Origin of the sequence: Janibacter cremeus (assembly GCF_013409205.1) — a bacterium.
GTDB classification, from domain to species: Bacteria; Actinomycetota; Actinomycetes; order Actinomycetales; family Dermatophilaceae; genus Janibacter; species Janibacter cremeus.
On the sequence record NZ_JACCAE010000001.1, the window covers coordinates 2,408,557 to 2,431,186 of the forward strand.

21 protein-coding genes, 1 tRNA gene and 1 pseudogene are annotated in these 22,630 nt (G+C 69.3%); 16 read left to right on the top strand and 7 right to left on the bottom strand.

What is annotated here, in order from left to right; translation table 11 throughout:
* Positions 1-52: 52 nt before the first annotated feature.
* Positions 53-1,381, top strand: a complete 1,329-nt coding sequence (gene hemL, locus BJY20_RS11440) for a glutamate-1-semialdehyde 2,1-aminomutase (RefSeq protein WP_185991647.1) — start codon at positions 53-55, stop codon at positions 1,379-1,381.
* A 130-nt stretch (positions 1,382-1,511) separates the two neighbouring features.
* Here the strand turns inward: hemL and BJY20_RS11445 are convergent, their stop codons facing one another.
* Positions 1,512-2,228 carry a spermidine synthase family protein gene (locus BJY20_RS11445; RefSeq protein ID WP_185991648.1) on the bottom strand — a complete coding sequence of 239 codons (717 nt, stop codon included), beginning with the start codon at positions 2,226-2,228 and terminating at the stop codon, positions 1,512-1,514.
* A 98-nt stretch (positions 2,229-2,326) separates the two neighbouring features.
* Here BJY20_RS11445 and BJY20_RS11450 point away from each other — a divergent pair, with 98 nt between their 5' ends.
* From BJY20_RS11450 to BJY20_RS11460, 3 genes are read left to right on the top strand one after another with little or no spacing between them, the layout of a single operon-like run.
* On the top strand, positions 2,327-3,043 hold the full coding sequence (locus tag BJY20_RS11450) for a succinate dehydrogenase/fumarate reductase transmembrane subunit (RefSeq protein WP_185991649.1): 717 nt from the start codon (positions 2,327-2,329) through the stop codon (positions 3,041-3,043).
* Between the two features lie 19 nt (positions 3,044-3,062).
* Entirely contained in the window at positions 3,063-5,042 is a 1,980-nt protein-coding gene (locus BJY20_RS11455; protein ID WP_185991650.1) for a fumarate reductase/succinate dehydrogenase flavoprotein subunit, read from the top strand.
* A gap of 5 nt (positions 5,043-5,047) precedes the next feature.
* The gene (locus BJY20_RS11460) at positions 5,048-5,791 is read left to right on the top strand and encodes a succinate dehydrogenase/fumarate reductase iron-sulfur subunit (protein ID WP_185991651.1); all 744 of its coding nucleotides are present in this window, start codon (positions 5,048-5,050) and stop codon (positions 5,789-5,791) included.
* Between the two features lie 130 nt (positions 5,792-5,921).
* On the opposite strand, the gene BJY20_RS11465 is transcribed toward BJY20_RS11460, so the two are convergent.
* Together BJY20_RS11465 and BJY20_RS11470 are read right to left on the bottom strand one after the other, a co-directional pair.
* Positions 5,922-6,710: a CPBP family intramembrane glutamic endopeptidase gene (locus BJY20_RS11465; protein WP_185991652.1), complete on the bottom strand. Its 789-nt coding sequence runs from the start codon at positions 6,708-6,710 to the stop codon at positions 5,922-5,924.
* A 75-nt stretch (positions 6,711-6,785) separates the two neighbouring features.
* Positions 6,786-6,971, bottom strand: coding sequence for a hypothetical protein (locus tag BJY20_RS11470; protein WP_185991653.1), 186 nt, complete (start codon positions 6,969-6,971; stop codon positions 6,786-6,788).
* A 126-nt stretch (positions 6,972-7,097) separates the two neighbouring features.
* On the opposite strand from BJY20_RS11470, the gene BJY20_RS11475 reads away from it, so the two are divergent.
* From BJY20_RS11475 to BJY20_RS11505, 7 genes are all read left to right on the top strand, one after another.
* Complete coding sequence (locus BJY20_RS11475; protein ID WP_221935313.1) at positions 7,098-7,688, top strand: TetR/AcrR family transcriptional regulator; 591 nt, start codon at positions 7,098-7,100, stop codon at positions 7,686-7,688.
* Positions 7,689-7,789: 101 nt separating this feature from the next.
* On the top strand, positions 7,790-9,589 hold the full coding sequence (gene metG / locus BJY20_RS11480; protein ID WP_185991654.1) for a methionine--tRNA ligase: 1,800 nt from the start codon (positions 7,790-7,792) through the stop codon (positions 9,587-9,589).
* On the top strand, positions 9,589-10,464 hold the full coding sequence (locus BJY20_RS11485; RefSeq protein ID WP_185991655.1) for a TatD family hydrolase: 876 nt from the start codon (positions 9,589-9,591) through the stop codon (positions 10,462-10,464). The genes metG and BJY20_RS11485 overlap by 1 nt, the downstream gene beginning before the upstream one ends.
* Before the next feature lie 248 nt (positions 10,465-10,712).
* Positions 10,713-11,954 carry a resuscitation-promoting factor gene (locus BJY20_RS16320; protein ID WP_343062865.1) on the top strand — a complete coding sequence of 414 codons (1,242 nt, stop codon included), beginning with the start codon at positions 10,713-10,715 and terminating at the stop codon, positions 11,952-11,954.
* Positions 11,955-12,066: 112 nt separating this feature from the next.
* Positions 12,067-12,957 carry a 16S rRNA (adenine(1518)-N(6)/adenine(1519)-N(6))-dimethyltransferase RsmA gene (gene rsmA, locus BJY20_RS11495; protein ID WP_185991656.1) on the top strand — a complete coding sequence of 297 codons (891 nt, stop codon included), beginning with the start codon at positions 12,067-12,069 and terminating at the stop codon, positions 12,955-12,957.
* Positions 12,954-13,889: a 4-(cytidine 5'-diphospho)-2-C-methyl-D-erythritol kinase gene (locus tag BJY20_RS11500; RefSeq protein ID WP_185991657.1), complete on the top strand. Its 936-nt coding sequence runs from the start codon at positions 12,954-12,956 to the stop codon at positions 13,887-13,889. Before rsmA ends, BJY20_RS11500 begins: the two co-directional genes overlap by 4 nt.
* Positions 13,889-15,697: an ABC-F family ATP-binding cassette domain-containing protein gene (locus BJY20_RS11505; RefSeq protein ID WP_185991658.1), complete on the top strand. Its 1,809-nt coding sequence runs from the start codon at positions 13,889-13,891 to the stop codon at positions 15,695-15,697. Before BJY20_RS11500 ends, BJY20_RS11505 begins: the two co-directional genes overlap by 1 nt.
* 1 nt (position 15,698) lies before the next feature.
* Here BJY20_RS11505 and BJY20_RS11510 read toward each other — a convergent pair whose 3' ends face one another.
* Positions 15,699-16,205 carry a MarR family winged helix-turn-helix transcriptional regulator gene (locus BJY20_RS11510; RefSeq protein WP_185991659.1) on the bottom strand — a complete coding sequence of 169 codons (507 nt, stop codon included), beginning with the start codon at positions 16,203-16,205 and terminating at the stop codon, positions 15,699-15,701.
* 113 nt (positions 16,206-16,318) lie between these two features.
* Between BJY20_RS11510 and BJY20_RS11515 the strand changes: the two genes are divergently transcribed.
* Complete coding sequence (locus BJY20_RS11515; protein ID WP_185991660.1) at positions 16,319-17,119, top strand: methyltransferase domain-containing protein; 801 nt, start codon at positions 16,319-16,321, stop codon at positions 17,117-17,119.
* A gap of 43 nt (positions 17,120-17,162) precedes the next feature.
* Here the strand turns inward: BJY20_RS11515 and BJY20_RS11520 are convergent, their stop codons facing one another.
* Positions 17,163-17,819 carry a TetR/AcrR family transcriptional regulator gene (locus tag BJY20_RS11520; RefSeq protein WP_185991661.1) on the bottom strand — a complete coding sequence of 219 codons (657 nt, stop codon included), beginning with the start codon at positions 17,817-17,819 and terminating at the stop codon, positions 17,163-17,165.
* A 70-nt stretch (positions 17,820-17,889) separates the two neighbouring features.
* Between BJY20_RS11520 and BJY20_RS11525 the strand changes: the two genes are divergently transcribed.
* A tRNA-Gln gene (locus tag BJY20_RS11525) sits at positions 17,890-17,968 on the top strand.
* Positions 17,969-18,002: 34 nt separating this feature from the next.
* On the opposite strand, the gene BJY20_RS11530 is transcribed toward BJY20_RS11525, so the two are convergent.
* Positions 18,003-18,512, bottom strand: coding sequence for a hypothetical protein (locus BJY20_RS11530; RefSeq protein WP_185991662.1), 510 nt, complete (start codon positions 18,510-18,512; stop codon positions 18,003-18,005).
* Between the two features lie 142 nt (positions 18,513-18,654).
* On the opposite strand from BJY20_RS11530, the pseudogene BJY20_RS16485 reads away from it, so the two are divergent.
* Positions 18,655-18,792 (top strand): annotated as a pseudogene (locus BJY20_RS16485) (TOPRIM nucleotidyl transferase/hydrolase domain-containing protein); the annotation flags it as partial.
* Between the two features lie 124 nt (positions 18,793-18,916).
* Here the strand turns inward: BJY20_RS16485 and nagA are convergent.
* Positions 18,917-20,038, bottom strand: a complete 1,122-nt coding sequence (nagA, locus tag BJY20_RS11535; protein ID WP_343062866.1) for an N-acetylglucosamine-6-phosphate deacetylase — start codon at positions 20,036-20,038, stop codon at positions 18,917-18,919.
* A 112-nt stretch (positions 20,039-20,150) separates the two neighbouring features.
* On the opposite strand from nagA, the gene glmU reads away from it, so the two are divergent.
* Positions 20,151-21,635, top strand: a complete 1,485-nt coding sequence (glmU, locus tag BJY20_RS11540; RefSeq protein ID WP_185991664.1) for a bifunctional UDP-N-acetylglucosamine diphosphorylase/glucosamine-1-phosphate N-acetyltransferase GlmU — start codon at positions 20,151-20,153, stop codon at positions 21,633-21,635.
* The gene (locus BJY20_RS11545; protein ID WP_185991665.1) at positions 21,632-22,603 is read left to right on the top strand and encodes a ribose-phosphate diphosphokinase; all 972 of its coding nucleotides are present in this window, start codon (positions 21,632-21,634) and stop codon (positions 22,601-22,603) included. Before glmU ends, BJY20_RS11545 begins: the two co-directional genes overlap by 4 nt.
* The last annotated feature ends 27 nt before the right edge of the window (positions 22,604-22,630 follow it).

Below are 22,630 nucleotides of genomic sequence, written 5' to 3' on the forward strand. Positions count from 1 at the left end.
GCCCCGAGTTCCCCCGGACCAGCCACCTGTTCTTGTTTGGGAGACTGGGGGCATGACGCAATCGACGACCCGATCTGAGGCCCTGTTCGACCGCGCCCGCGCCGTGACGCCCGGGGGAGTGAACTCCCCGGTGCGCGCCTTCGGCGGGGTCGGTGGGGTTCCCCGGTTCATCGAGCGGGCCGAAGGCCCTTGGCTGACCGACGTCGACGGCAACCGTTACGTCGACCTGATCTGCTCGTGGGGGCCGATGATCCTCGGCCACGCCCACCCGGACGTGCTCGCCGCGGTGACCGACGCTGCGCGTCGTGGTTTCTCCTTCGGCACGCCGAGCGAGGGCGAGGTGGCCCTTGCCGCCGAGGTCGTCGACCGAGTCGAGCCGCTCGAGCAGGTTCGTCTGGTCTCCTCCGGGACCGAGGCGACGATGTCCGCCCTTCGTCTGGCGCGGGGGGTGACCGGCCGCTCGGTCATCGTGAAGTTCGCCGGCTGTTACCACGGCCACGTGGACGCCCTTCTCGCACAGGCCGGCTCGGGCGTTGCGACCTTCGCGCTCCCTGACTCCGCCGGAGTTCCCGCCTCGGCCGCGGGGGAGACGGTCGTGTTGCCGTACAACGACCTCGCCGCCGTCGAGGAGCTCTTCGCCGCGCGTGGCCAGGAGATCGCCGCGGTCATCACCGAGGCCTCGCCCGGCAACATGGGCATCGTCCCGCCCGGGCCCGGATTCACCGAGGGGCTGCGCCGGGTGACCGCCGCCCACGGCGCGCTGCTCATCAGCGACGAGGTCATGACCGGATTCCGGTCCAGCCGTTCGGGGTGGTACGGCCACGAGACCGGTCCCGACGGGGCGCACCCCGGCGGCTACGAAGGGGGAGCGCCCGACCTGTTCACCTTCGGCAAGGTCATGGGCGGTGGCTTCCCGGCTGCGGCCTTCGGTGGGCGCGCCGATCTCATGGCCCGGCTCGCTCCGGAGGGGCCGGTCTACCAGGCCGGGACCCTGTCCGGTAACCCCGTCGCGACGGCTGCCGGGCTCGCGACGCTGCGCGCCTGCACCCCGCAGCTCTACCCGCGGCTGGAGGCGACGGCCACACGTATCGCCGACGCCGCCTCGGCCGCTCTGTCCGCCGAGGGGGTCGCGCACCGCGTGCAGTGGGCCGGCTCGATGTTCTCGGTCTTCTTCCGCGAGGGGCAGGTGCGTTCCTTCGACGACGCCCAGCAGCAGGACACGGCCGCCTACGGCCGCTTCTTCCAGGCGATGCTCGAGGGTGGGGTGCACCTGCCGCCGAGTGCCTTCGAGGCGTGGTTCGTCTCCGGGGCGCACGATGAAGAGGCGCTCGAGACGATTCTGGACGCGTTGCCCGCAGCCGCGAAGGCGGCCTCCGCCTGATCGTTTCGCGGCTGGACGACGTGGCGACTCGGCCCTTGCCGAAGTCCCTTCCTTCTCGTGCGCCGCATGGTGCCGTGCCGGACTTCGGCTTGAGGCGGGCCGACCCGCTCACGTCCTCCGTCCCGGGTTGTCAGGGGCGGGCGATGTAGAGCGCGTACTCGAAGGGACGCCCCTGGCGCTCCACGGGCAGGACGACCTCCTCGGTGGGGGCCAGACCCGCCAGCGTGGCGAGCAGGGCCGGCTCGCGCTGGGCGGCCCAGATCGTCAGGGCGCCCCCCTTCGTCACCTGTGACAGGAGCCGGGACAGCGTGGCGGCGCAGTAGAGGCGCTCGTTGTCCTCGTGCACCAGGAAGCTCGGCCCGTTGTCCACGTCCAGCAGGACGAGGTCCCACGGCCCGGCCGGCTCGTCGTCGCCGGTGACGGCGGAGACCGCGTCCTGCACGTGCAGGGTCACCCGTGGGTGGCGGGCGAGCACACCGAGCGTCGGGGTCAGGCCCAGACGCGCCCACTGGACGAGGTCCTCCTCGAGCTCGACGACGTGCAGGTCGCGCACCCGCCGGTCCTTGAGTGTCTGCCAGGCGGTGAAGCCCAGACCCAGGCCCCCGATGAGGACCCGCGTGGGTGCTGCCACCCTCTCCAGGGAGCGTTGCGCCAGTGCCGTCTCGGTCGAGGTGTCCGCCGAGTCCATCGCGAAGACCCCGGCCACGACCAGCTCGTGGACCACGCTGCCGTCATCGTCGCTGCGCTCGCGCAGGGAGACTTCACCTCGGGGTGTCGTGGCGACGGCGATCGTCTCGGGCGTGTTGTTCATGACCTGCTTCCGGTCGGAGCGGGATTTCTGCGACATGTCTGTTGTCTATTACGTCACGGTAACCGGGTAAAAGTCACATTCCGAACGGCGGGGGCACCAAGGTGTTCCCGGTCACGAGGGGGTACCTTGAGCCCGTGGCTACTACGACTCTCCCTGCGAAGAAGAAGGGTGTGGCGTCGTCCTCCATCGGGCTGAAATTCCTCATGGCGGGCTCCGGCGTCATCTTCCTTCTGTACGTGCTCCTGCACATGTACGGCAACCTCATGGCACTGGGTGGTCAGGAGGCGTTCGACACCTACGCCCACCACCTGCGCACCTTCGGTGAGCCGATGCTCCCCTACGGCGGGATGCTGTGGATCGTGCGGGTCGTGCTGATCGTGTCGATCATCGCGCACGTCTACGCCGGGATGAAGTTGTGGTCCAGGGCCAGTTCGGCGCGCCCGCAGAAGTACGCGGTGAAGAAGAACCTCGGCTCCACCCTCGCCTCCCGCACGATGCGCTGGGGTGGGCTGGCCATCCTGGTCTTCGTCATCTGGCACCTGATCCACTTCACGCTCGTCAAGCCGGCCATCAACAGCTCGGTGGACGCTGCGAAGATCGAGGCATCCCCCTTCGTCATGGTCCAGGCGAGCTTCGAGCTGTGGTGGATGGTCCTGATCTACGCACTGGCCATGATCGCCCTGGGCATGCACCTGTACCACGGCGTCTGGAGCGCCGCCCAGACCATGGGTCTGACGACGACCGCGACCACGCGCAAGCGGGCCAAGACGCTCGGCGCGATCGTGGGGATCGTCATCGTCGTCGGCTTCCTCATCCCGCCGTTCGCGATCCTCTTCAACCTCATCGCCTGATTCTGGAGCACTGACACACATGACCGACACGCTCAGCGAGTTCTTCACCGAGGGTGAACCGATCGCCGACACCCAGGCGCCCAAGGTGCCGATCGACAAGATGTGGACGCAGCGCCAGTTCGACGCCGGCCTCGTCCAGCCGACCAACCGGGGAAAGTTGTCGGTGATCGTCGTCGGCACCGGCCTGGCCGGAGGTGCCGCCGCAGCCACGCTCGGCGAGGCCGGGTACCACGTGAAGTCCTTCTGCTACCAGGACTCCCCGCGCCGCGCCCACTCCATCGCCGCCCAGGGCGGGATCAACGCCGCGAAGAACTACAAGGAGGACGGGGACTCGACCTACCGCCTCTTCTACGACACGGAGAAGGGCGGCGACTACCGCTCGCGCGAGACCAACACGTACCGGCTGGCCGAGGTCAGCGCGAACATCATCGACCAGTGCGTCGCCCAGGGTGTTCCCTTCGCCCGTGAGTACGGGGGCCTGCTGGACAACCGGTCCTTCGGTGGCGTCCAGGTCTCCAGGACGTTCTACGCCCGTGGCCAGACCGGTCAGCAGCTGCTCATCGGTGCCTACCAGGCCCTCGAGCGGCAGATCGCAGCCGGCACCGTCGACGAGTACACCCGCCACGAGATGCTTGAGCTGATCATCGAGGACGGCCGCGCCCGCGGCATCGTCGCGCGTGACCTGGTCACCGGTGAGCTGGAGACGCACATCGCCGACGCGGTCGTGCTGGCCAGCGGCGGCTACGGCAACGTCTTCTACCTCTCGACCAACGCGATGGGCTCCAACGTCACGGCCAGCTGGCGCGCGCACCGCAAGGGTGCCTACATGGCCAACCCCTGCTACACGCAGATCCACCCGACGTGCATCCCGGTTGCCGGCGACTACCAGTCGAAGCTGACCCTGATGTCGGAGTCGCTGCGCAACGACGGTCGCATCTGGGTGCCCAAGCGCGCCGAGGACTGCGACAAGGATCCGCAGGACATCGCCGAGGAGGACCGCGACTACTACCTGGAGCGCAAGTACCCCGCGTTCGGCAACCTCGTGCCCCGCGACATCGCCTCGCGTCAGGCCAAGGTCGTCTGTGACGAGGGGCGTGGCGTCGGACCCAAGGTCGGTGACTTCCGCCGTGGCGTCTACCTCGACTTCGCATCGGCGATCGAACGTCTGGGTGAGGACGCCATCCGGAACAAGTACGGCAACCTCTTCGACATGTACATGCGCATCACCGGCGAGGACCCGTACAAGGGCCCGATGCGCATCTACCCCGCCGTCCACTACGTCATGGGTGGCCTGTGGGTCGACTACGACCTGCAGAGCTCCATCCCCGGGCTCTTCGTGGCCGGCGAGGCGAACTTCTCCGACCACGGCGCCAACCGCCTCGGTGCCTCGGCCCTGATGCAGGGTCTGGCGGACGGCTACTTCGTCCTGCCCAACACCATCCGCGACTACCTGTCCAAGGGCCCGTACCCGCAGGTGGACGAGAACTCCCCGGCGGTGGCCGAGGTCAAGGCGGCCGTCGCCGACCGCACCGAGAAGTTGTTGTCCATCAACGGTGAGCGGACCGTGGACTCCTTCCACAAGGAGCTCGGGCACATCATGTGGGAGTACTGCGGGATGGAGCGCAACGAGGAGGGCCTGTTGAAGGCCATCGACCTCATTCGCAGCCTGCGTGAGGAGTTCTGGCGCAACGTCAAGGTGCCCGGCTCGGCCGACACCCTGAACCAGAGCCTGGAGAAGGCGGGCCGCGTCGCGGACTTCCTCGAGCTCGGCGAGCTCATGTGCATCGACGCGCTCCACCGCAGCGAGTCCTGTGGGTGCCACTTCCGGTCCGAGTCCCAGACCGAGGACGGCGAGGCGCTGCGCGACGACGAGGACTTCGCCTACGTCGCCGCCTGGGAGTTCCAGCCCGACGAGGCTGGCCTTCCCGGCAAACCTGTCCTGCACAAGGAGGACCTCACGTTCGAGGCCATCGAACTCAAGCAGCGGAGCTACAAGTGAGTGGAATGAATCTGACCCTGAAGGTTTGGCGTCAGGAGGGACCCGCTGCGAAGGGTGGCCTCGTGACCTACGAGATGACCGATGTCTCCCCGGACATGTCCTTCCTGGAGATGCTCGACGTCCTCAACGAGCGGCTGGTGGCGGAGAGCGAGGAGCCCATCGCCTTCGACAGCGACTGCCGTGAAGGCATCTGCGGCATGTGCGGACTGATGATCTCCGGTGAGGCGCACGGCCCCGATCACACGACCACGTGCCAGCTGCACATGCGCACGTTCACCGATGGCGAGGTCATCACCGTCGAGCCCTGGCGCGCCAGTGCCTTCCCGATCATCAAGGACCTGGTGGTCGACCGCGGTTCCTTCGACCGGATCATCGAGTCCGGCGGCTACATCTCGGTCAACACCGGTGCCGCCCCGGACGCCCACGCGACTCCGGTTCCGAAGCAGAACGCCGACCGCGCGTTCATGGCAGCCGAGTGCATCGGTTGCGGTGCGTGCGTGGCTGCATGCCCGAACGGCTCGGCCGCCCTCTTCCTCGGTGCGAAGATCACCCACCTCGGTGAGCTCCCGCAGGGTCAGGCGGAGCGGTCTGCGCGCGTGACCTCGATGGTCGACCAGCACGACGCCGAAGGCTTCGGAGGTTGCACCAACATCGGTGAGTGCAGCTTCGCCTGCCCGAAGGAGATCCCGCTGGACGTCATCGGTCAGCTCAACGCCGACATGCGCAACGCGGCCCGCAGCAGCCGCTGAGCGTCACAGACGAAGGGCCCGCACCGATTCGTCGGTGCGGGCCCTTCGCCTTCTGGGCCCGGCGCAGCCAGGCCGACCCGGACCTCGGGGGCAGAGAGCGTGCCCGGGCCCGAGTCCCGGGCCGCAGGGCTCAGCCGAGCCAGCCGACCCGGCTGACCAGCAGCGCGTAGCCGACGAAGGCGACGATGTCGATGACCCAGTGGGCGATGATCATGGGGGCCACACGTCGGACCCTGAGATAGACGGCGCCGAGCAGCAGGCCCATCGCGATGTTCCCGACGAAGCCGCCCAGTCCTTGGTAGAGGTGGTAGCTGCCGCGGACGAGGGCGCTGACGACGACGATGGCCACGGGGGACCAGCCCGCCTCGCGCCACCGGGTGAAGAGGTAGCCGAGCATGATCACTTCCTCCAGAACCGCGTTCTGGCCGGCAGCGAGGACGAGGACGGGGATGGTCCACCACACCGTGGTCAGATCGGCCGCAGCGACCGTGGTGTTCAGGTCCAGGGCGCGGGCGGCGAGGTAGAGGCCCAACCCGGGGATACCGATCAGGGCGGCGAGGCCCAGGCCCTGGCCGAGGTCGCGCAGGGGAGCCCGGCGGTCCAGCCCGATGAGTCGGTACGGGTGGGGGTGCTGGCGGGCCAGCAGGTGCAGGGCCAGGACGACCGGGACCAGGGCCAGACCGATACCGATCAGTTGGTGGGTCAGGTCGAGCCATGGCCGCTCGGGTGTGACCGACTGGTTCATCGCGGTCACCTGGCTGGAGAGGGACTCCTGGGCAGTGAACTTGCGAACGAGTGACAGCAGCGACCAGATGGCCGACGCGCCGAGGGAGACCCCGAGGACGAGCACGGACTCGGTCAGCGCAGTGCGGGGGGCGAGGTGTCCCCGTGGCCCGACGGGCGCAGTGGCTGCTGGCATGTCCCCACTCTAAGGACCCGGTCCCGGACTGCGTCGCACGACCGTGGGCGCGAAGGGGGTCGGCCTGCGGCCCGGTCAGCCCAGGACGATCTGACGCCGGTAGTACCCGAGGAGGGGCTCTCGACGTGCCACCCGGGTGCGGTGGTTGGTGACGAAGTACGGCACGGCGACGACCGCGACGGACAGGACGAGGAAGGCCAGTGCGATCCCGGCCAGGATCAGCGAGGCGGTGAGGAACGTGGTGACGGAGGCGATGCTCATGATCAACCTTTCTACATCTGTTGAAGACGCAAATGAATCTACGCGTGTAGAAAGCCGGCGTCAAGTCGTGTCGGACCGCCCACGCCCGGGCCGGCGCAGCGGGTGTGGGCGGGTACCGTGACCGCAATGAGCGAGAAGGAGACCTCGGTCCTGTCGCCGAGGATGCAGCTGATCCTCGAGGCCGCGACGCGGGTCGTGGCCGCGAGAGGCATGCGCGGGCTGACGCATCGCGCCGTGGACGCCGAGGCGGGACTGCCCCAGGGGAGCACCTCCGGCTACCTGCGCACCCGCATGGCTCTCGTGACCGCCCTGACGGAGTTCATCGCGGCCGGACTCATCGACAACGTCGAGGTCCTGGCCGGCCGGCAGCAGGCGGGCGAGTCCGACGAGGCGCTCATCGAGAGCGCCCTGGACCTCTTCGCCGGCTGGTTGCGTGAGCCCGACGCGTTGATCGCCAAGGCCGAGCTCGCCCACGAGGTGGCCCGTGAGCCCGAGATCGCTGCGGCGATGGAGCCGGCTCGCGAGCGCATCGAGGGGATCGTCGGCCAGATCCTCACCCGCGCCGAGGTCGCTGATGTCCAGACCTCCGCGCAGGCGATCATCGCCGCGATGGAGGGTGTGCTGGGCGCGGCTCTCCAGCGTCCGGAGGCCGAGCGCGAGGAGTTCGTGCGCGGTATCGGTCACCGCATCATCACCGCCTTCATCCCGCAGGACTGATCGGCTCCCACCGGGGTGGTCGACCCCCTTCGCCAGCCACCGTCGGCCCCAGGGGCGGCTGGGGAGAGGCCGCGAGTGCCGGGAACCTAGGATGAGCAACCATGAAGGTTCTCTCCTGCGTCGCCTGGCCGTACGCGAACGGCCCCCGCCACCTCGGTCACGTCGCCGGATTCGGGGTGCCCTCGGACGTCTTCAGCCGGTACATGCGCATGGCGGGCCACGACGTCCTCATGGTCAGCGGGTCGGACGAGCACGGCACCCCCATCCTCGTCCTCGCCGACAAGCAGGGAACCACCGCGCGCGAGCTCGTCGACATGCACCACTCGACGATCTCCCACGAGCTCGCGGACCTGGGCTGCTCCTACGACCTCTACACGCGCACGACGGCACGCAACCACTACCGGGTGGCGCAGCACATGTTCGAGCAGTGCCGGGCCAACGGCTACTTCATCGAGCAGACGCAGCAGGTCGCGATCGACCCGCGCACCGGCCGCACGCTGCCCGACCGCTACATCGAGGGCACCTGCCCGATCTGCGGGTACGACGAGGCCCGTGGCGACCAGTGCGACAACTGCGGCAACCAGCTCGAGCCGAGCGACCTGAAGGAGCCGCACAGCAAGATCGACGGCTCCACTCCGCAGTTCGGCGAGACCGAGCACTTCTTCCTCGATCTGCCCTCCCTGGCCGGTGCCCTGCGCGAGTACCTCGAGGGTCGCGAGGCGACCGGGACGTGGCGGCCCAACGTCATCCGATTCAGCATGAACATCCTCGACGACATCCGTGCGCGGGCGATGACCCGCGACATCGACTGGGGCATCCCGCTGCCCGGCGAGCTCGGGGAGAAGTACCCGACGAAGCGCTTCTACGTATGGTTCGACGCGGTCATCGGCTACCTCTCGGCATCCATCGAGTGGGCCCGTCGCCAGGGCGACCCCGACCTGTGGCGCCAGTGGTGGAACGATCCGCAGGCCCTGTCCTACTACTTCATGGGCAAGGACAACATCACCTTCCACTCCCAGATCTGGCCGGCGGAGCTGCTCGCCTACGCCGGCAAGGGGGAGAAGGGGGGAACCCCCGGTGAGTACGGGGAGCTGAACCTGCCCACCGAGGTGGTCTCGAGCGAGTTCCTCACGATGGAGAGCAGGGCCTTCTCCTCCAGCCGTGGGCACGTGATCCACGTGCGGCACGTGCTCCGGGACTACGGACCGGATGCGCTGCGCTACTACATCTGCGCAGCCGGACCGGAGAGCCACGACGCCGACTTCACCTGGCCGGACTTCGTCCAGCGCAACAACTCCGAGCTCGTCGGAGGCTGGGGCAACCTCGTCAACCGCACGGCGTCGATGGTCGCCAAGAACTTCGGCGAGATCCCGCAGCCGGGGCAGCTCGAGGAGGTCGACGAGGCCGTCCTCGCGCGAGTGCGCGATGCCTTCGACGAGGTGGGTGGCCTGCTCGGTCGGCACCGCCAGAAGGCGGCCCTGGCCGAGACGATGCGCGTCGTCGGTGACGTCAACAAGTACGTCACCGACACCGAGCCCTTCCGTCTGAAGGGCGATGACCAGCGTGAGCGACTCGCGACGGTGCTGCACACGCTGCTCCAGTGCGTCAGCGACTGCAACCTGCTGCTGGCCCCCTTCCTCCCGCACGCGGCCAACCGGGTCGACACCGTGCTCGGTGGTGCCGGTGAGCTCGTGCCGATGCCGAGGGTCGACGCCGTGGAGGACCTCGACGGTGGCCCCGGGTACGAGATCATCACCGGTGACTACGCCGGTTTCCCCGCCTGGGAGAGCACCCCCGTGACCGTCGGGACGACCATCGCCAAGCCGAAGCCGGTCTTCACCAAGCTCGACCCCGACGTCGTCGTCGAGACCGAGCGCGCGGCCATGTCGCAGGACGCCTGATGGGTGGGCGAGGCGTCGTGCCGGCCATGCCGGACCCCCTTCCCATCGCCGTGGTCGACAACCACACCCACTTGGACGTCCGGCGCCGGGACGTGCCGGACGCGATCGCCCCCGATGGTCCGGACGAGCCCACGACCCAGGACGTGGCGGCGGCGCTGGCCGACGCCGCGAGCGTCGGCGTCGACCGGGTCGTCCAGGTCGGTTGTGACCTCGTCAGCGCCCGCTTCACCGTCGAGCAGGTCGATCGACACCCGGGCATGCTCGGCGCGATCGCGTTGCACCCCAACGAGGTCCCCGCGCTCGCCGACGCCGGGCGGCTGCAGGCCGCCTGGGACGAGATCGAGCGGTTGTCCGTGCACCCACGCATCCGCGCGATCGGCGAGAGCGGTCTCGACCACTTCCGCACCGGGCCGGAGGGCCACGCGGTGCAGGAGGAGTCCTTCCGCTGGCACATCGACCTGGCCAAGCGCACCGGCAGGCCACTGCAGATCCACGACCGGGACAGCCACGACGACGTGCTGCGCATCCTGGCGCAGGAGGGTGCCCCCGAGGTGACCGTCCTGCACTGCTTCAGCGGTGACGTCGCGATGGCGCGTGAGTGCATCGAGCGGGGCTACCTGCTCTCCTTCGCCGGCACCGTGACCTTCAAGAGTGCTCGTGACCTGCGCGAGGCGCTCGCGATCACCCCGATGGACCAGGTGCTTGCCGAGACCGACGCGCCCTACCTCACCCCGACCCCCGAGCGGGGCAACGCGAATGCGCCGTATCTGTTGCCGCACACCGTCCGTGGCATGGCGCAGACCCGGGGAGTGGACGTGGCGACCATGTGCGAAGCGGTCTCGGACAACGCCGCGCGAGTGTACGGACCGTGGTGAACGGCACAGGACGCCCTGGCGCACCTTGATTTCCGGGGGTTCTCGGGGGCGCAGGTCGTCCAGCGATCGTGAGCTCCCGAGGGTTCCGTTACCAAAAATTGACCTGAGCGTTTCTTTTCAGGCATTGTGGTGCGCCGTTGGCCGGGAACGGTTCCCCTGAAGCGCTCGCCGACACCGGACCCGCCATTTCCCGGGGGGATCCTGCGCGAGCACACCGGAGCCCGGAAAGAGCTATCAATCGGAGCACAGTGAGTTCACTCGCCATCCGCCGCCTCACCCAGGCCGGCGTCGTCGGAGCCCTGGCGATCGGCGTTTCCGGCGTCGTCGTCATGGACAAGTCCGTGGCCCTGTCCGTCGACGGAGACACCTCGACCGTGCACGCCTTCGGCGGCAGCGTCGGTGACGTCCTGGACAAGCAGGGCATCGACATCAAGAAGCACGATGTCGTCACGCCCTCGGTGGACACCCCCATCGAGAACGACCAGACGATCGTCGTGCGGTACGGCCGCAAGCTGACCCTGACGGTGGACGGCCAGGAGCGCACCTACTGGACCACGGCCACGACCGTCGGCCAGGCGCTGAAGGAACTGGGAATCCGGGGCGGCGAGGACGCGAAGCTGTCCGCCTCGCGCAGCCAGACGATCGGCCGCCAGGGGCTCGAGCTCAAGGTCAACACCCCCAAGGACATCACCTTCGTCGTCGCCGGCAAGAAGTCGACCGAGACCGTCACCGCGGGAACCGTCGAGGACGCGCTGAAGGAGGCGAAGATCAAGTTCGACTCGAACGACAAGATCAAGCCCGGCGCGGACGCACGCCTGCGCGACGACATGAAGATCACGCTCGACCGCATCGAGCGCAAGACCACGACGAAGAAGCAGTCGATTCCCTTCACGACCGAGACCAAGAAGGACTCCTCGCTGACCGAGGGAACCGAGAAGGTCGAGCGCGAGGGCAAGAACGGCAGCGAGTCCGTCACCCTCAAGGTCACCTACAAGAACGGCGATGAGGTCAAGACCAAGGAGACCGGCAGCAAGGTCACCGCGAAGCCGGTCTCGAAGATCGTCGTCGTCGGTACCAAGGCCAAGCCCGCGCCGAAGCCGGAGCCGACCTCCTCGAGCAGCAGCTCCTCCAGCACCTCCTCCTCATCCTCCAGCACCTCCTCCTCATCCTCCAGCAGCTCCCCGTCGAGCTCCTCCAGCAGTTCGCCGTCGAGCTCCTCCAGCAGCAACTCCAGCTCGTCCGGCGCCGGACTGAATCTGGCCCGCGCCGGGATGTGGGACCGGATCGCCCAGTGCGAGTCGACGGGCAACTGGTCGATCAACACCGGCAACGGCTACTACGGCGGCTTGCAGTTCGACAGCGGCACCTGGCTCGGCGCCGGCGGTGGCGACTTCGCCCCGCGTGCCGACCTGGCCTCGCGTGCGGAGCAGATCACCGTCGCCAACCGTGTCTATGCCAGCCGCGGTACGTCGCCCTGGGGCTGCGCGTAAGAGGTCAGCCGCCCCCTTCGCCAGCACCGGACCCCCGGAACCACTCGATGTGGTCCGGGGGTCCGGTGTCATGTGTACGCCGGGCGCCTTCGGCACGCATAGAGTCCATCCCATGACCGACCTCACCACCCCCGGCGAAGGGGGCGCTCGTGGCCTGCTCGGGGCGGGTGCCGTGCGTGAGCTGGCCGACCGGCTCGGGGTGCGCCCGACGAAGAAGTGGGGACAGAACTTCGTCGTCGACGCCAACACCGTGCGCCGCATCGTGCGCGCCGGCCGGGTGACGCAGCAGGACCACGTCGTCGAGATCGGTCCCGGGCTGGGGTCGCTGACGCTGGCGCTGCTCGAGACCGCCGGACGGGTCACGGCGCTCGAGGTCGACCCGGTGCTGGCCGAGGCCCTCCCGGGCACGGTCGCGCAGTTCGCGCCGGATGCCGCCGACCGCCTCGAGGTCGTCCACGCGGACGCGATGCGGGTGAGCGACCTGCCGGGGCCGCCACCGACTGCGCTCGTGGCCAACCTGCCCTACAACGTCTCCGTGCCGGTCGTGCTGCGCTTCCTCGAGCTCTTCCCCTCGATCGAGCGCGTGCTGGTCATGGTCCAGCTCGAGGTGGCGGAGCGACTCGCTGCCGCCCCCGGGAGCAAGGTCTACGGGGTGCCGAGTGTCAAGGCCGAGTGGTGGGCGCAGGTGCGGCTGGCCGGCAAGGTCCCGCGCAGCGTCTTCTGGCCGGTGCCCAACGTCGACTCCGGCCTCGTGGAGCTGGTGCGGCACGCGCCCCCGGAGTGCAGCGCCACCCGCGAGGAGGTCTTCGCCGTGATCGACGCCGCCTTCGCCCAGCGACGCAAGACGCTGCGGGCTGCACTGCGCGGCATCGCCGGCTCCGGCGAGGTCGCGCAGGAGGCCCTCCTGGCCGCCGGGTTCGACCCGCGCACCCGCGGTGAGCAGGTCGACGTCGCCGGGTTCGCCCGGATCGCCACCGAGCTCATGGCTAGGGTGACGGCATGACCTCTCCGCTCGAGTCGCCCATGGCCGTGACCGTGCGCGTTCCGGCGAAGATCAACCTCGAGCTCTTCGTCGGCCCGCGCGGTGAGGACGGCTACCACTCGCTGGCGACGGTCTACCAGGCCGTGGGGATCCACGACGAGGTCACCGCGGCGTACCACAACGAGTGGGGCTGCTCGGTCTCCGGGCGCGATGCCGACCGCGTGCCGACCGACGAGAGCAACCTCGCCCTCAAGGCTGCCCGGACACTCGCGGAGCGCACCGGCGGCCAGGATCCCGTGCACCTGTCGATCCGCAAGGAGATCCCCGTCGCCGGCGGGATGGCCGGTGGGTCGGCCGACGCCGCCGCGGCGCTGCTCGCCTGCGACGCGCTGTGGGAGACCGGGCTGTCCAAGGACGACCTCGACGAGGTGGCTGCCGAGATCGGCAGCGACGTCCCCTTCCTGCTCCACGGTGGCACTGCCGTCGGCTCGGGCCGCGGCGAGGTGATCACGGCCGTGCTGGCGAAGGGGACCTACCACTGGGTCTTCGTCCCGTCGCTCGACACGGGGTTGTCCACTCCCGCCGTATACCGCGCCTTCGACGAGCGGATGGCCGGCATGGCCATCGAGGACCCGACCCCGAGCGCCACGCTGATGAGCGCCCTGCGCGCCGGTGACCCGATGGCGTTGGCGCCGGTGCTGGACAACGACCTGCAACCTGATGCGATCGCCCTTCGCCCTGACATCGGTGAGGTCATCGAGGCCGCGATGGGCTTCGGCGCGCTCGCCGCGATCGTCTCCGGGTCAGGCCCGACCGTCGCCGTCCTCGCCGAGTCGACCGAGGGCGCGATCGACCTCGCCGTCTCGTTGACCGCCTCCGGCGTGGCCGGCGACATCCTGCGCGCGACCGGCCCGGTGGCCGGGGCCCACATCATCCCGACGACACGAGTCTGATGGCCAACCTGATCTCCGTCGAGCGCGCCCGCCTGACGCTCGGCACCGCACACATCCTTGACGACGTCTCGCTCGGCCTCGGTGAGGGCGACCGGGTCGGCATCGTCGGCCGCAACGGTGGCGGCAAGTCCACCCTGCTGTCGGTCCTCGCCGGGGAGCGCGAGGTCGACGACGGGCGGGTGACCTTCGGTGGGCACGTCCGCGTCGGGATGCTCACCCAGGCCGACACGCTCGACCCGCGGGCCACGGTCGCGCAGGTCGTGCTGGGGGAGCGTGCCGAGCACGAGTGGGCCGGCGACGCCCGCATCCGTGACGTCATCACCGGTCTCCTCGGTGGCCTCGGGGCACCGGCCCTGGGTGGGCTCGACGCCCGCGTCGGCCCGATGTCCGGTGGCGAGCGCCGCCGTCTCGCCCTGGCCAAGATCCTCGTCGACGACCCGGAGGTCCTCCTGCTCGACGAGCCGACCAACCACCTCGACGTCGAGGGCGTGGCGTGGCTGGCCGAGCACCTCGTGAGCCGCTGGGCGCGCCCGGATCGGTCGTTGGCGACCATCACCCACGACCGCTGGTTCCTCGACGCCGTCGCCGAGCGCACCTGGGAGGTCGTCGAGGGCCGGGTCGAGCAGTACGACGGCGGCTACGCGGCCTACGTGCTCGCCAAGGCCGAGCGCGAGCGGATCGCCCGCGTCACCGCAGAGCGACGCAACAACCTCCTGCGCAAGGAGCTGGCCTGGCTGCGGCGTGGTCCTCCCGCGCGGACGAGCAAGCCGAAGTTCCGGATCGACGCCGCCAACGCCCTCATCGAGGACGAGCCGCCGCCACGCGACGGGGTCGAGCTCGTCCGATTCGCCACGACGCGCCTGGGCAAGGACGTCATCGACCTGCTCGACGCCTCTCTGGAGTTCGGGGAACGCGAGCTGCTCTCCCGGATCACGTGGCACCTCGGCCCGGGCGAGCGCATCGGGATCGTCGGCGTCAACGGTGCGGGCAAGTCCACGCTCCTGCGCGTCCTCTCCGGGGAGGTCCCGCTGACCTCGGGCAAGCGCAAGCAGGGCCTGACCGTGCGCATCGGCCACCTCACCCAGGAGGTCGGCGAGCTCGAGCGCTTCCTCGACCGCACCGTCATCGAGGCCGTCGAGGACGTGCGCAAGGTGACGATGCTCGGCAACAAGGAGGTCAGCGCCTCCCACCTGGCCAAGCGGCTCGGCTTTTCCGGCGGCCGCCAGCAGACCCGGGTCCGTGAGCTCTCCGGTGGTGAGCGACGCCGGCTGCAGATCCTGCGTCTGCTCATGGACGAGCCCAACGTCCTGCTCCTGGACGAGCCGACGAACGACCTCGACATCGAGACCCTGACCCAGCTCGAGGACGTCCTCGACGGCTGGGCCGGCACCCTGCTCGTCGTCAGCCACGACCGCTACCTTCTGGAGCGACTCTCCGACCGCCAGGTGGCCCTCCTGGGAGACGGGCGCATCCGAGACCTGCCCGGGGGAGTGGAGCAGTACCTCCGGCTGCGCTCGCAGATGCCTGTGGCGACCACGACGAAGGGGGAAGCAGCAACCCCTTCGTCCGCGCCGGCGGAGCCGGAGATCGACCCCGCCGCACAGCGCGAGGCACGCAAGACGATGGCGCGCGTGGAGAAGCAGTTGACCAAGCTGAGCGAGCGCGAGGAGAAGCTGCACCACGCGATGGCCGACGCGGTGCACGACCACGAGAGGCTGGCCGACCTCAACGTCACGCTCGGGGATCTGTCCCAGGAGAAGGAGATGCTCGAGCTGGAGTGGCTGGAGGCTGCCGAGCTCGTCGGCTGAGTCAGTCCTCGAAGGGGGCGAGCAGTCGCCGCAGGGCGCCGGTGAGGGCGAGACGCTCGTCCTGCGGCATCGAGGCGAGCAGCTCGCGCTCGCGCATGAGCAGGTCGGCCATCGCAGCATCGACGCGCGCCTGGCCGTCATCGGTCAGCTGCACGATGACCCCGCGTCGGTCGGTCGGGGAGGGCAGGCGAGCGACCCAGCCCTTCGTCGCGAGGCGGTCGATGCGGTTGGTCATCGTCCCGGAGGTCACGAGTGTCTCCTGCACGAGGCGACCGGGAGAGAGCTGGTACGGGTCGCCGGCGCGACGCAGCGCGGAGAGGACGTCGAACTCCCAGCCCTCGAGCGAGTGCTGCGCGAAGGCGCTCATCCGGTCGAGGTCGAGCAGGCGCGCCAGCCGGGAGACGCGTGAGAAGACGTGCAGCGGTTCGGTGTCGAGATCGGGACGCTCGCGACGCCAGGCCTGGACGATGGCGTCGACGTCGTCGGCGGGGTCGTGGCGGCTGGTCATCCCCAAACTGTACCCGCCATCGTGAATCTTGATATCAAAGTACATGGGCGCTCAGCCGCCGGGGACGAGGTGTCGACGGCTAGGCTCGCGGGCACCAGCAACGAGGAGGCGGCATGGCAGTGACGTGGGACCCCAGTCGGTACGGGCAGTTCTCGAGCGAGCGGACCCGTCCATTTGCGGACCTGATGGCCCAGGTGGGCGCCGAGGACCCCCGGCTCGTCATCGACCTCGGCTGCGGACACGGGCCGACGACGCTCTCCCTCGCGCAGCGCTGGCCCGACGCCCGGGTCGTGGGTGTCGACAACAGCGCCGAGATGCTCGCGTCCGCCCGTGAGCTCGACACCGAGGGCCGCGTCGAGTGGATCGAGGCCGACCTGGCCGAGTGGGACATCACCAGTACCGGGGCCGCGCCTGACGTCATCGTGACCAACGCTGCACTGCAATGGGTCCCGCGTCACCTGCCGCTGATCGAGGGGTGGCTCGACGTACTCGCGCCCGGTGGCTGGTTCGCGATGCAGGTGCCGGGCAACTTCGACGCCCCGACGCACGCGCTCATGCGCGAGACGGCTGTCGCGCACGCGCGCAGCGGCGAGCTCGAGGCGGCGAGTACCCGGTACGGCGCCGGTGACCCGACGACCTACCTGCAGATCATCAGCGCGCACGGTCTGGCCGTCGACGCGTGGGAGACGACCTACACGCACGTCCTCGATCCGGACGGCAAGAGCGACAACCCGGTCCTCGACTGGGTGACGGGTACGGGCCTGAAGCCGATGCTCGACGTCCTCGACGAGGGCGAGGAGCGGGACGAGTTCATCGCCACCTACGCCGAGAAGGTCCACAAGGCCTACCCGCGCACCCCAGCGGGGGTGCTGCTGCCCTTCCGTCGGGTCTTCGCGGTGGGCCGCAAGTCGTGAGCGGCCTGGGTTGATGTATTCCGGCGCGCTCCGACCCGCAGGATCACCTCGACTCGTTGTCGGGTCGGCTGCGGAGCCGGGGCGGTTCCTCGAGGCCGGCGAGTCCGTTCCACGCGAGGTTGACCACGTGTGCGGCGACCTCCTCCTTGGCCGGCGTGCGCGTCTCGAGCCACCACTGACCGGTCAGCGACATCATCCCGACGAGCATCTGCGCGTACATGGGTGCATGGGTCGGCTCGATCGAGCGGCGCACGAAGGCCTCCGTCAGGATGTGCGAGACCTGGCCGGCGACGTCCGACAGCAGTGACGCGTACGTGCCGGTCGGTGCGGTGCCGGAGACATCTCGCACGAGGATGCGGAAGCCGTCGGGGGAGGCCTCGATGTAGTCCAGGAGGGCGAGCGCGGCCCGCTCCAGCGTCTCGCGGTCGGTGCCGCCCTCGGTCAGGGTCGCGGTGACTGCCTCGGTCAGGGCCCGCAGCTCACGGTCGACGACGACGGCGTAGAGGCCCTCCTTGCCGCCGAAGTGCTCGTACACGACCGGCTTGGACACCTCTGCTGCAGCCGCCACCTCCTCGACGGAGATGCCGTCCACCCCCTTCGCCGCGAAGGCTCGACGACCCACGGCCACGAGCTGCTCGCGACGGGCCGCACCGGTCATGCGCGCTCGCCGTGGGCGCTCGACGTCCTCGTGATCAGTCATGCATCCATTGTCCGTGATGGGCGCAGCACACGCGTGGACTACCCTGTCCCGTGCCGCCGATGGGCGGCGTTCCCCGGTTGGTCTGTCGGCAGGGCCCGCCTGACTTTGAATCAGGATTAGCGACGTAGGTTCGACTCCTACCCGGGGAGCAGATCCGAGGACGGGTGTGGCCCGTCGCTGCAGTCAGTGGGTGAGGAACACCTTGATCACGACGATGACCGCAGCCAACAAGGCGATGACGACGGAGAACACCAGTGTGCCGCCGGAGGGCTTGTTGCCCTGAAATCGCTCCACAACAAAGACGATCAGCGCGATGCGGATCAGGATCACGACCTCAGCGAGCAGCTGCACATTGCGAGGATCCGTCCAATGGAGACCCGCGGTGGCAAGGATGGCGCAGGGCAGCGCAGCGGAGGTGACGATCGGCATGGCATCCGGCAGCAGGGTCAGGCGCTCGGATCGGGTCAGTTCCCTGCCCGCGTGTACGTTCTGCACGAGAGCGTGCGCGAAGATGTGCGCGATATAGGTCGAGAGCGCAACACCCGCGACGATCGCTATTCCCCAGTAGGTGCGTGAAAGAGTGACGGGCACCAAGGCGGCCAGCACAAGAATGTTGCCGTAGACGTAGGCACTGATCCGACTCGCCGCAGATTCCGGCGTCCGGGGCGTGCCGCGGACGTGGGTCAGGTACACGGGTGGGCCGCGATCCTGCAGATTCGTGCGCGACGACGGGCCATGGGCGGATCCTATCGAGAAGGGCCACCAGCTTGCTTCCTCTGCGAGGCGGGCATTGTCGACTGATTGACACCGACAAGTCACGGCGCCCAATGGTGCGGTGAGCGCACCGCAGACCGTCGTCCTCGTTGAGGGCAACAGTGACCGTGCGGCCCTGAACGCCCTCGCCCGGCGCCTCGGCCGGGACCTGCCGAGCGAGGGCATCGAGGTCGTCGCGATGGGTGGAATCGGCAATGTCCGAACGTTTGCGACGAGGTACGGACCACGCGGACTCGATGTCCGCCTCGCCGGTCTCTACGAAATCCGCGAGAAGCAGCAGCTGCGGACAGGGCTCGCAGCCGCCGGGGTCACCAGCGAGCGTGTCAACCGGTGGGCGCCACCCAGGCGCCGGAGCGCATCACGTCCGCGACCTCGAGGTCGTCATCCAGCACGACCAGGTCAGCACGGCCCCCGCGGCGGACCTCCCCGACGTCGGTCAGGCCCAGCGCGGCAGCCGGAGCGCGGGTGGCGGCATCCACGGCATCGGCAAGGTCGAACCCGCTGGCCACGCTGTGCCGCACTGCTCCCGCCATGGTCAGTGTGGATCCGGCGATCGCTCCCGTGGGAGTACGAGCGACGCCGTCGAGGACTTGCACGTGGATCGGCCCGAGGCGGTAGTCGCCGTCCTCGGCGGCGGCGCCGCCCATCGCATCCGTGACGAGCATGATCCGACCGGATGCGGCGGTCCGCGCCAGCCGCAGCATGGCCGGGTGCACGTGCACGCCGTCGGAGATCAGCTCCACCCACACCCGTTCGTCCTCCAGGAGAGCGGCGATCGGTCCGGGGTGCCGGTGGTGCAGGGGGCGGATCTGGTTGAAGAGGTGCGTGGCGACGGTGGCTCCGGCGTCGATCGCCTCGCGCGCCTGCTCCCACGTCGCGTTGCTGTGTCCCAGCCCGACGACGACACCGGCATCGACGAATCGCCGCGCCGCGGCGATGGCCCCGTCGAGCTCGGGCGCGAGCGTGACCATCCGCACCGTGCCGTCACCTGCGGTCAGCAGCCGATCGACGTCCTCGGCCGAAGGCGGCCGCAACAGCGTCGGATCGTGGGCGCCGCAGTAGTCACCGGACAACCACGGACCCTCGAGGTGGATGCCGGAGAGGAGCCCGTCCGTGACGAGCTCCCCGAGGGCTCGCACCGAACGATCCAGCTCGTCGATCCCGTCGGTCACCAGGCTGGCAACGAGGCTCGTCGTACCGTGCCGAAGGTGGGCCGCTGCGACCTGCTGTGCCTGGGCAGGGTCCCCCTCGGTGAATGACGCGCCGCCACCACCGTGACAGTGCACGTCGACGAATCCGGGGACGAGCGTCCCTGACAGGTGGCGGTCGGCAGGGGAGGGAGGGGTCCCTTCGCCCACGTCGGTGATGCGGTCGCCATCGACGCGTACCCATGCTGTGGCAGAGGCCTGACCCGGCGTGATGAGGCTGTCTGCGGTGAGGATCACCTCCTCATCCTCCCTGCAGACCTCCCGTGACGCACCACCTGCCCGGAGGTGGATAGAGTGGCGGAGCGGCCCAGACGTCCAGCCGCCCACCCGACCTTCCGGAGAACATCGCGTGAACGACGTCCGCCCCGACGCAGTCATCATCCTCGCCGCGGGCGAGGGAACCCGGATGAAGTCGACCCTCCCGAAGGTCCTCCATCCCATTGGCGGGGCGCCGCTCCTGGGTCATGCGATGCGCGCGGCCTCGGGCGCCGGGGCCGCCGAGACCGTGGTCGTCATCCGCCACCAGCGCGACCGGGTCGCCGCCTTCGTCGAGGAGTTCGCCTCCCGGGACGGCCAGTCGTGCACGCTCGCCGATCAGGACGAGGTCAAGGGCACCGGCCGCGCGGTCGAGTGCGGCCTGGCCGTCCTGCCCGCTGACATCACCGGCACCGTCGTCGTCACCATGGGCGACGTGCCGCTGCTGTCCGCCGAGACCATCAGCGACCTGACCCGGGCCCACGTCGAGGCCGCTGCCGCCGTCACGGTCGTCACCTCGGTCCTGGCGGACGCCAAGGCCTACGGCCGGATCGTGCGCGACGCAGACGGCGCCGTCGAGCGGATCGTCGAGTTCAAGGACGCGACGCAGGACGAGCGGGCGATCACCGAGATCAACTCGGGGATCTACGCCTTCGACGCCGCGGTCCTGCGCCGCGAGCTGGCCAACCTGACCAGCGACAACGCCCAGGGTGAGAAGTACCTCACCGACGTCCTCCAGCTCGCTCGCGCCGCGGGCGGCACCGTCTCCGCCCACGTCCTGACCGACCTCGACCAGACCGAGGGCGTCAACGACCGCGTCCAGCTGGCCACCTTGGGCAAAGAGCTCAACCGCCGCACCTGTGAGCGCCACATGCGCGCCGGCGTGACCATCGTCGACCCGGCCACCACGTGGATCGACGTCGACGTGAGCATCGGCCAGGACACGCGTGTCCTACCCGGCAGCCAGCTGCTGGGTGCCACGTCGATCGGCGCCGAGGCCACCATCGGCCCGGACGTCACCCTCACCGACTGCGAGGTCGGGGCCGGTGCCGAGGTCAAGCGCGCCGAGGGCAACCTCGCCGTCATCGGTGCCGGCGCCACCGTCGGCCCCTACTCCTACCTGCGCCCCGGCACCGTCCTGGGGGCGAAGGGGAAGATCGGCGGCTTCGTCGAGACGAAGAACACGACGATCCGCGCGGGTGCGAAGGTTCCCCACCTGACCTACGCGGGTGACGTCGAGATCAAGGAGGGCGCCAACATCGGCGCCGGCACGATCTTCGCCAACTACGACGGCGTCAACAAGCACCGCACGGTCGTCGGCCGACACTCCTTCGTCGGGTCCAACTCCGTTCTCGTCGCACCGGTCGAGATCGCCGACGGTGCCTACGTCGCCGCCGGCTCCGCCATCACCGACACGGTCGGCGCCGGTCAGCTCGGTGTGGCCCGTGGGCGTCAGCGCAACATCGACGGGTGGGTCGCCAAGCAGTGGCCCGACACCCCCACCGCGGCCGCTGCACAGGCCGCAGCCCAGCCCCCTTCGCCCGAACCCACCCCCGACAGCAGCGAGGACCTCCCGTGACCGGCATCCACAAGACCCCGGAGAAGAACCTCATGGTCTTCACCGGACGAACCCACCCGGCACTGGCGGACGCCGTCGCCGCGGAGCTCGACATCGATCTGGTGCCCACCAGCGCCTACGACTTCGCCAACGGCGAGATCTACGTCCGGTACGAGGAGTCGGTGCGCGGGTGTGACGCCTTCGTGCTGCAGAGCCACTCCACGCCCATCAACGAGGCGATCATGGAGCAGCTGCTCATGGTCGACGCCCTCAAGCGCGCCAGCGCCAAGCGGGTCACTGCGGTCATGCCCTTCTACGGGTATGCCCGCCAGGACAAGAAGCACCGGGGTCGCGAGCCGATCTCCGCGCGCCTGATGGCGGACATGTTCAAGACAGCAGGCGCCGATCGGTTGATCTCCGTCGACCTGCACACCGACCAGATCCAGGGCTTCTTCGACGGGCCGGTCGACCACCTCATGGCCCGTCCGATCCTGGCCAGGTACGTCCAGGAGAAGTACGGCGACCGCAAGCTCGCCGTCGTCTCTCCGGATGCCGGTCGCATCAAGGTCGCCGAGCAGTGGGCGCGCAAGCTGGGTGGTGTGCCGTTGGCCTTCATCCACAAGACCCGGGACATCGACCGCCCCAACGAGAGCGTTGCCAACCGCGTCGTCGGTGAGGTCGAGGGTCGCTGGTGCGTGCTCGTCGACGACATGATCGACACCGCAGGCACGATCACCAAGGCAGCCGACGCGCTCATGGCCGACGGTGCCGCGGGTGTCATCATCGCCGCTACCCACGCGATCTTCTCCGGCCCGGCCGTCGAGCGGATGGAGGCCTGCGCGGCCGAGGAGATCATCGTCACAGACACCCTCCCGCTGACGCAGGAGCGGCGGTTCGAGGGCCTGACCGAGCTCTCGATCGCCCCGCTCGTCTCCCGTGCCATCCGTGAGGTCTTCGAGGACGGATCCGTCACCAGCCTCTTCACCTGATCGCTCGGGGGCTCACGGTCGCTGGGC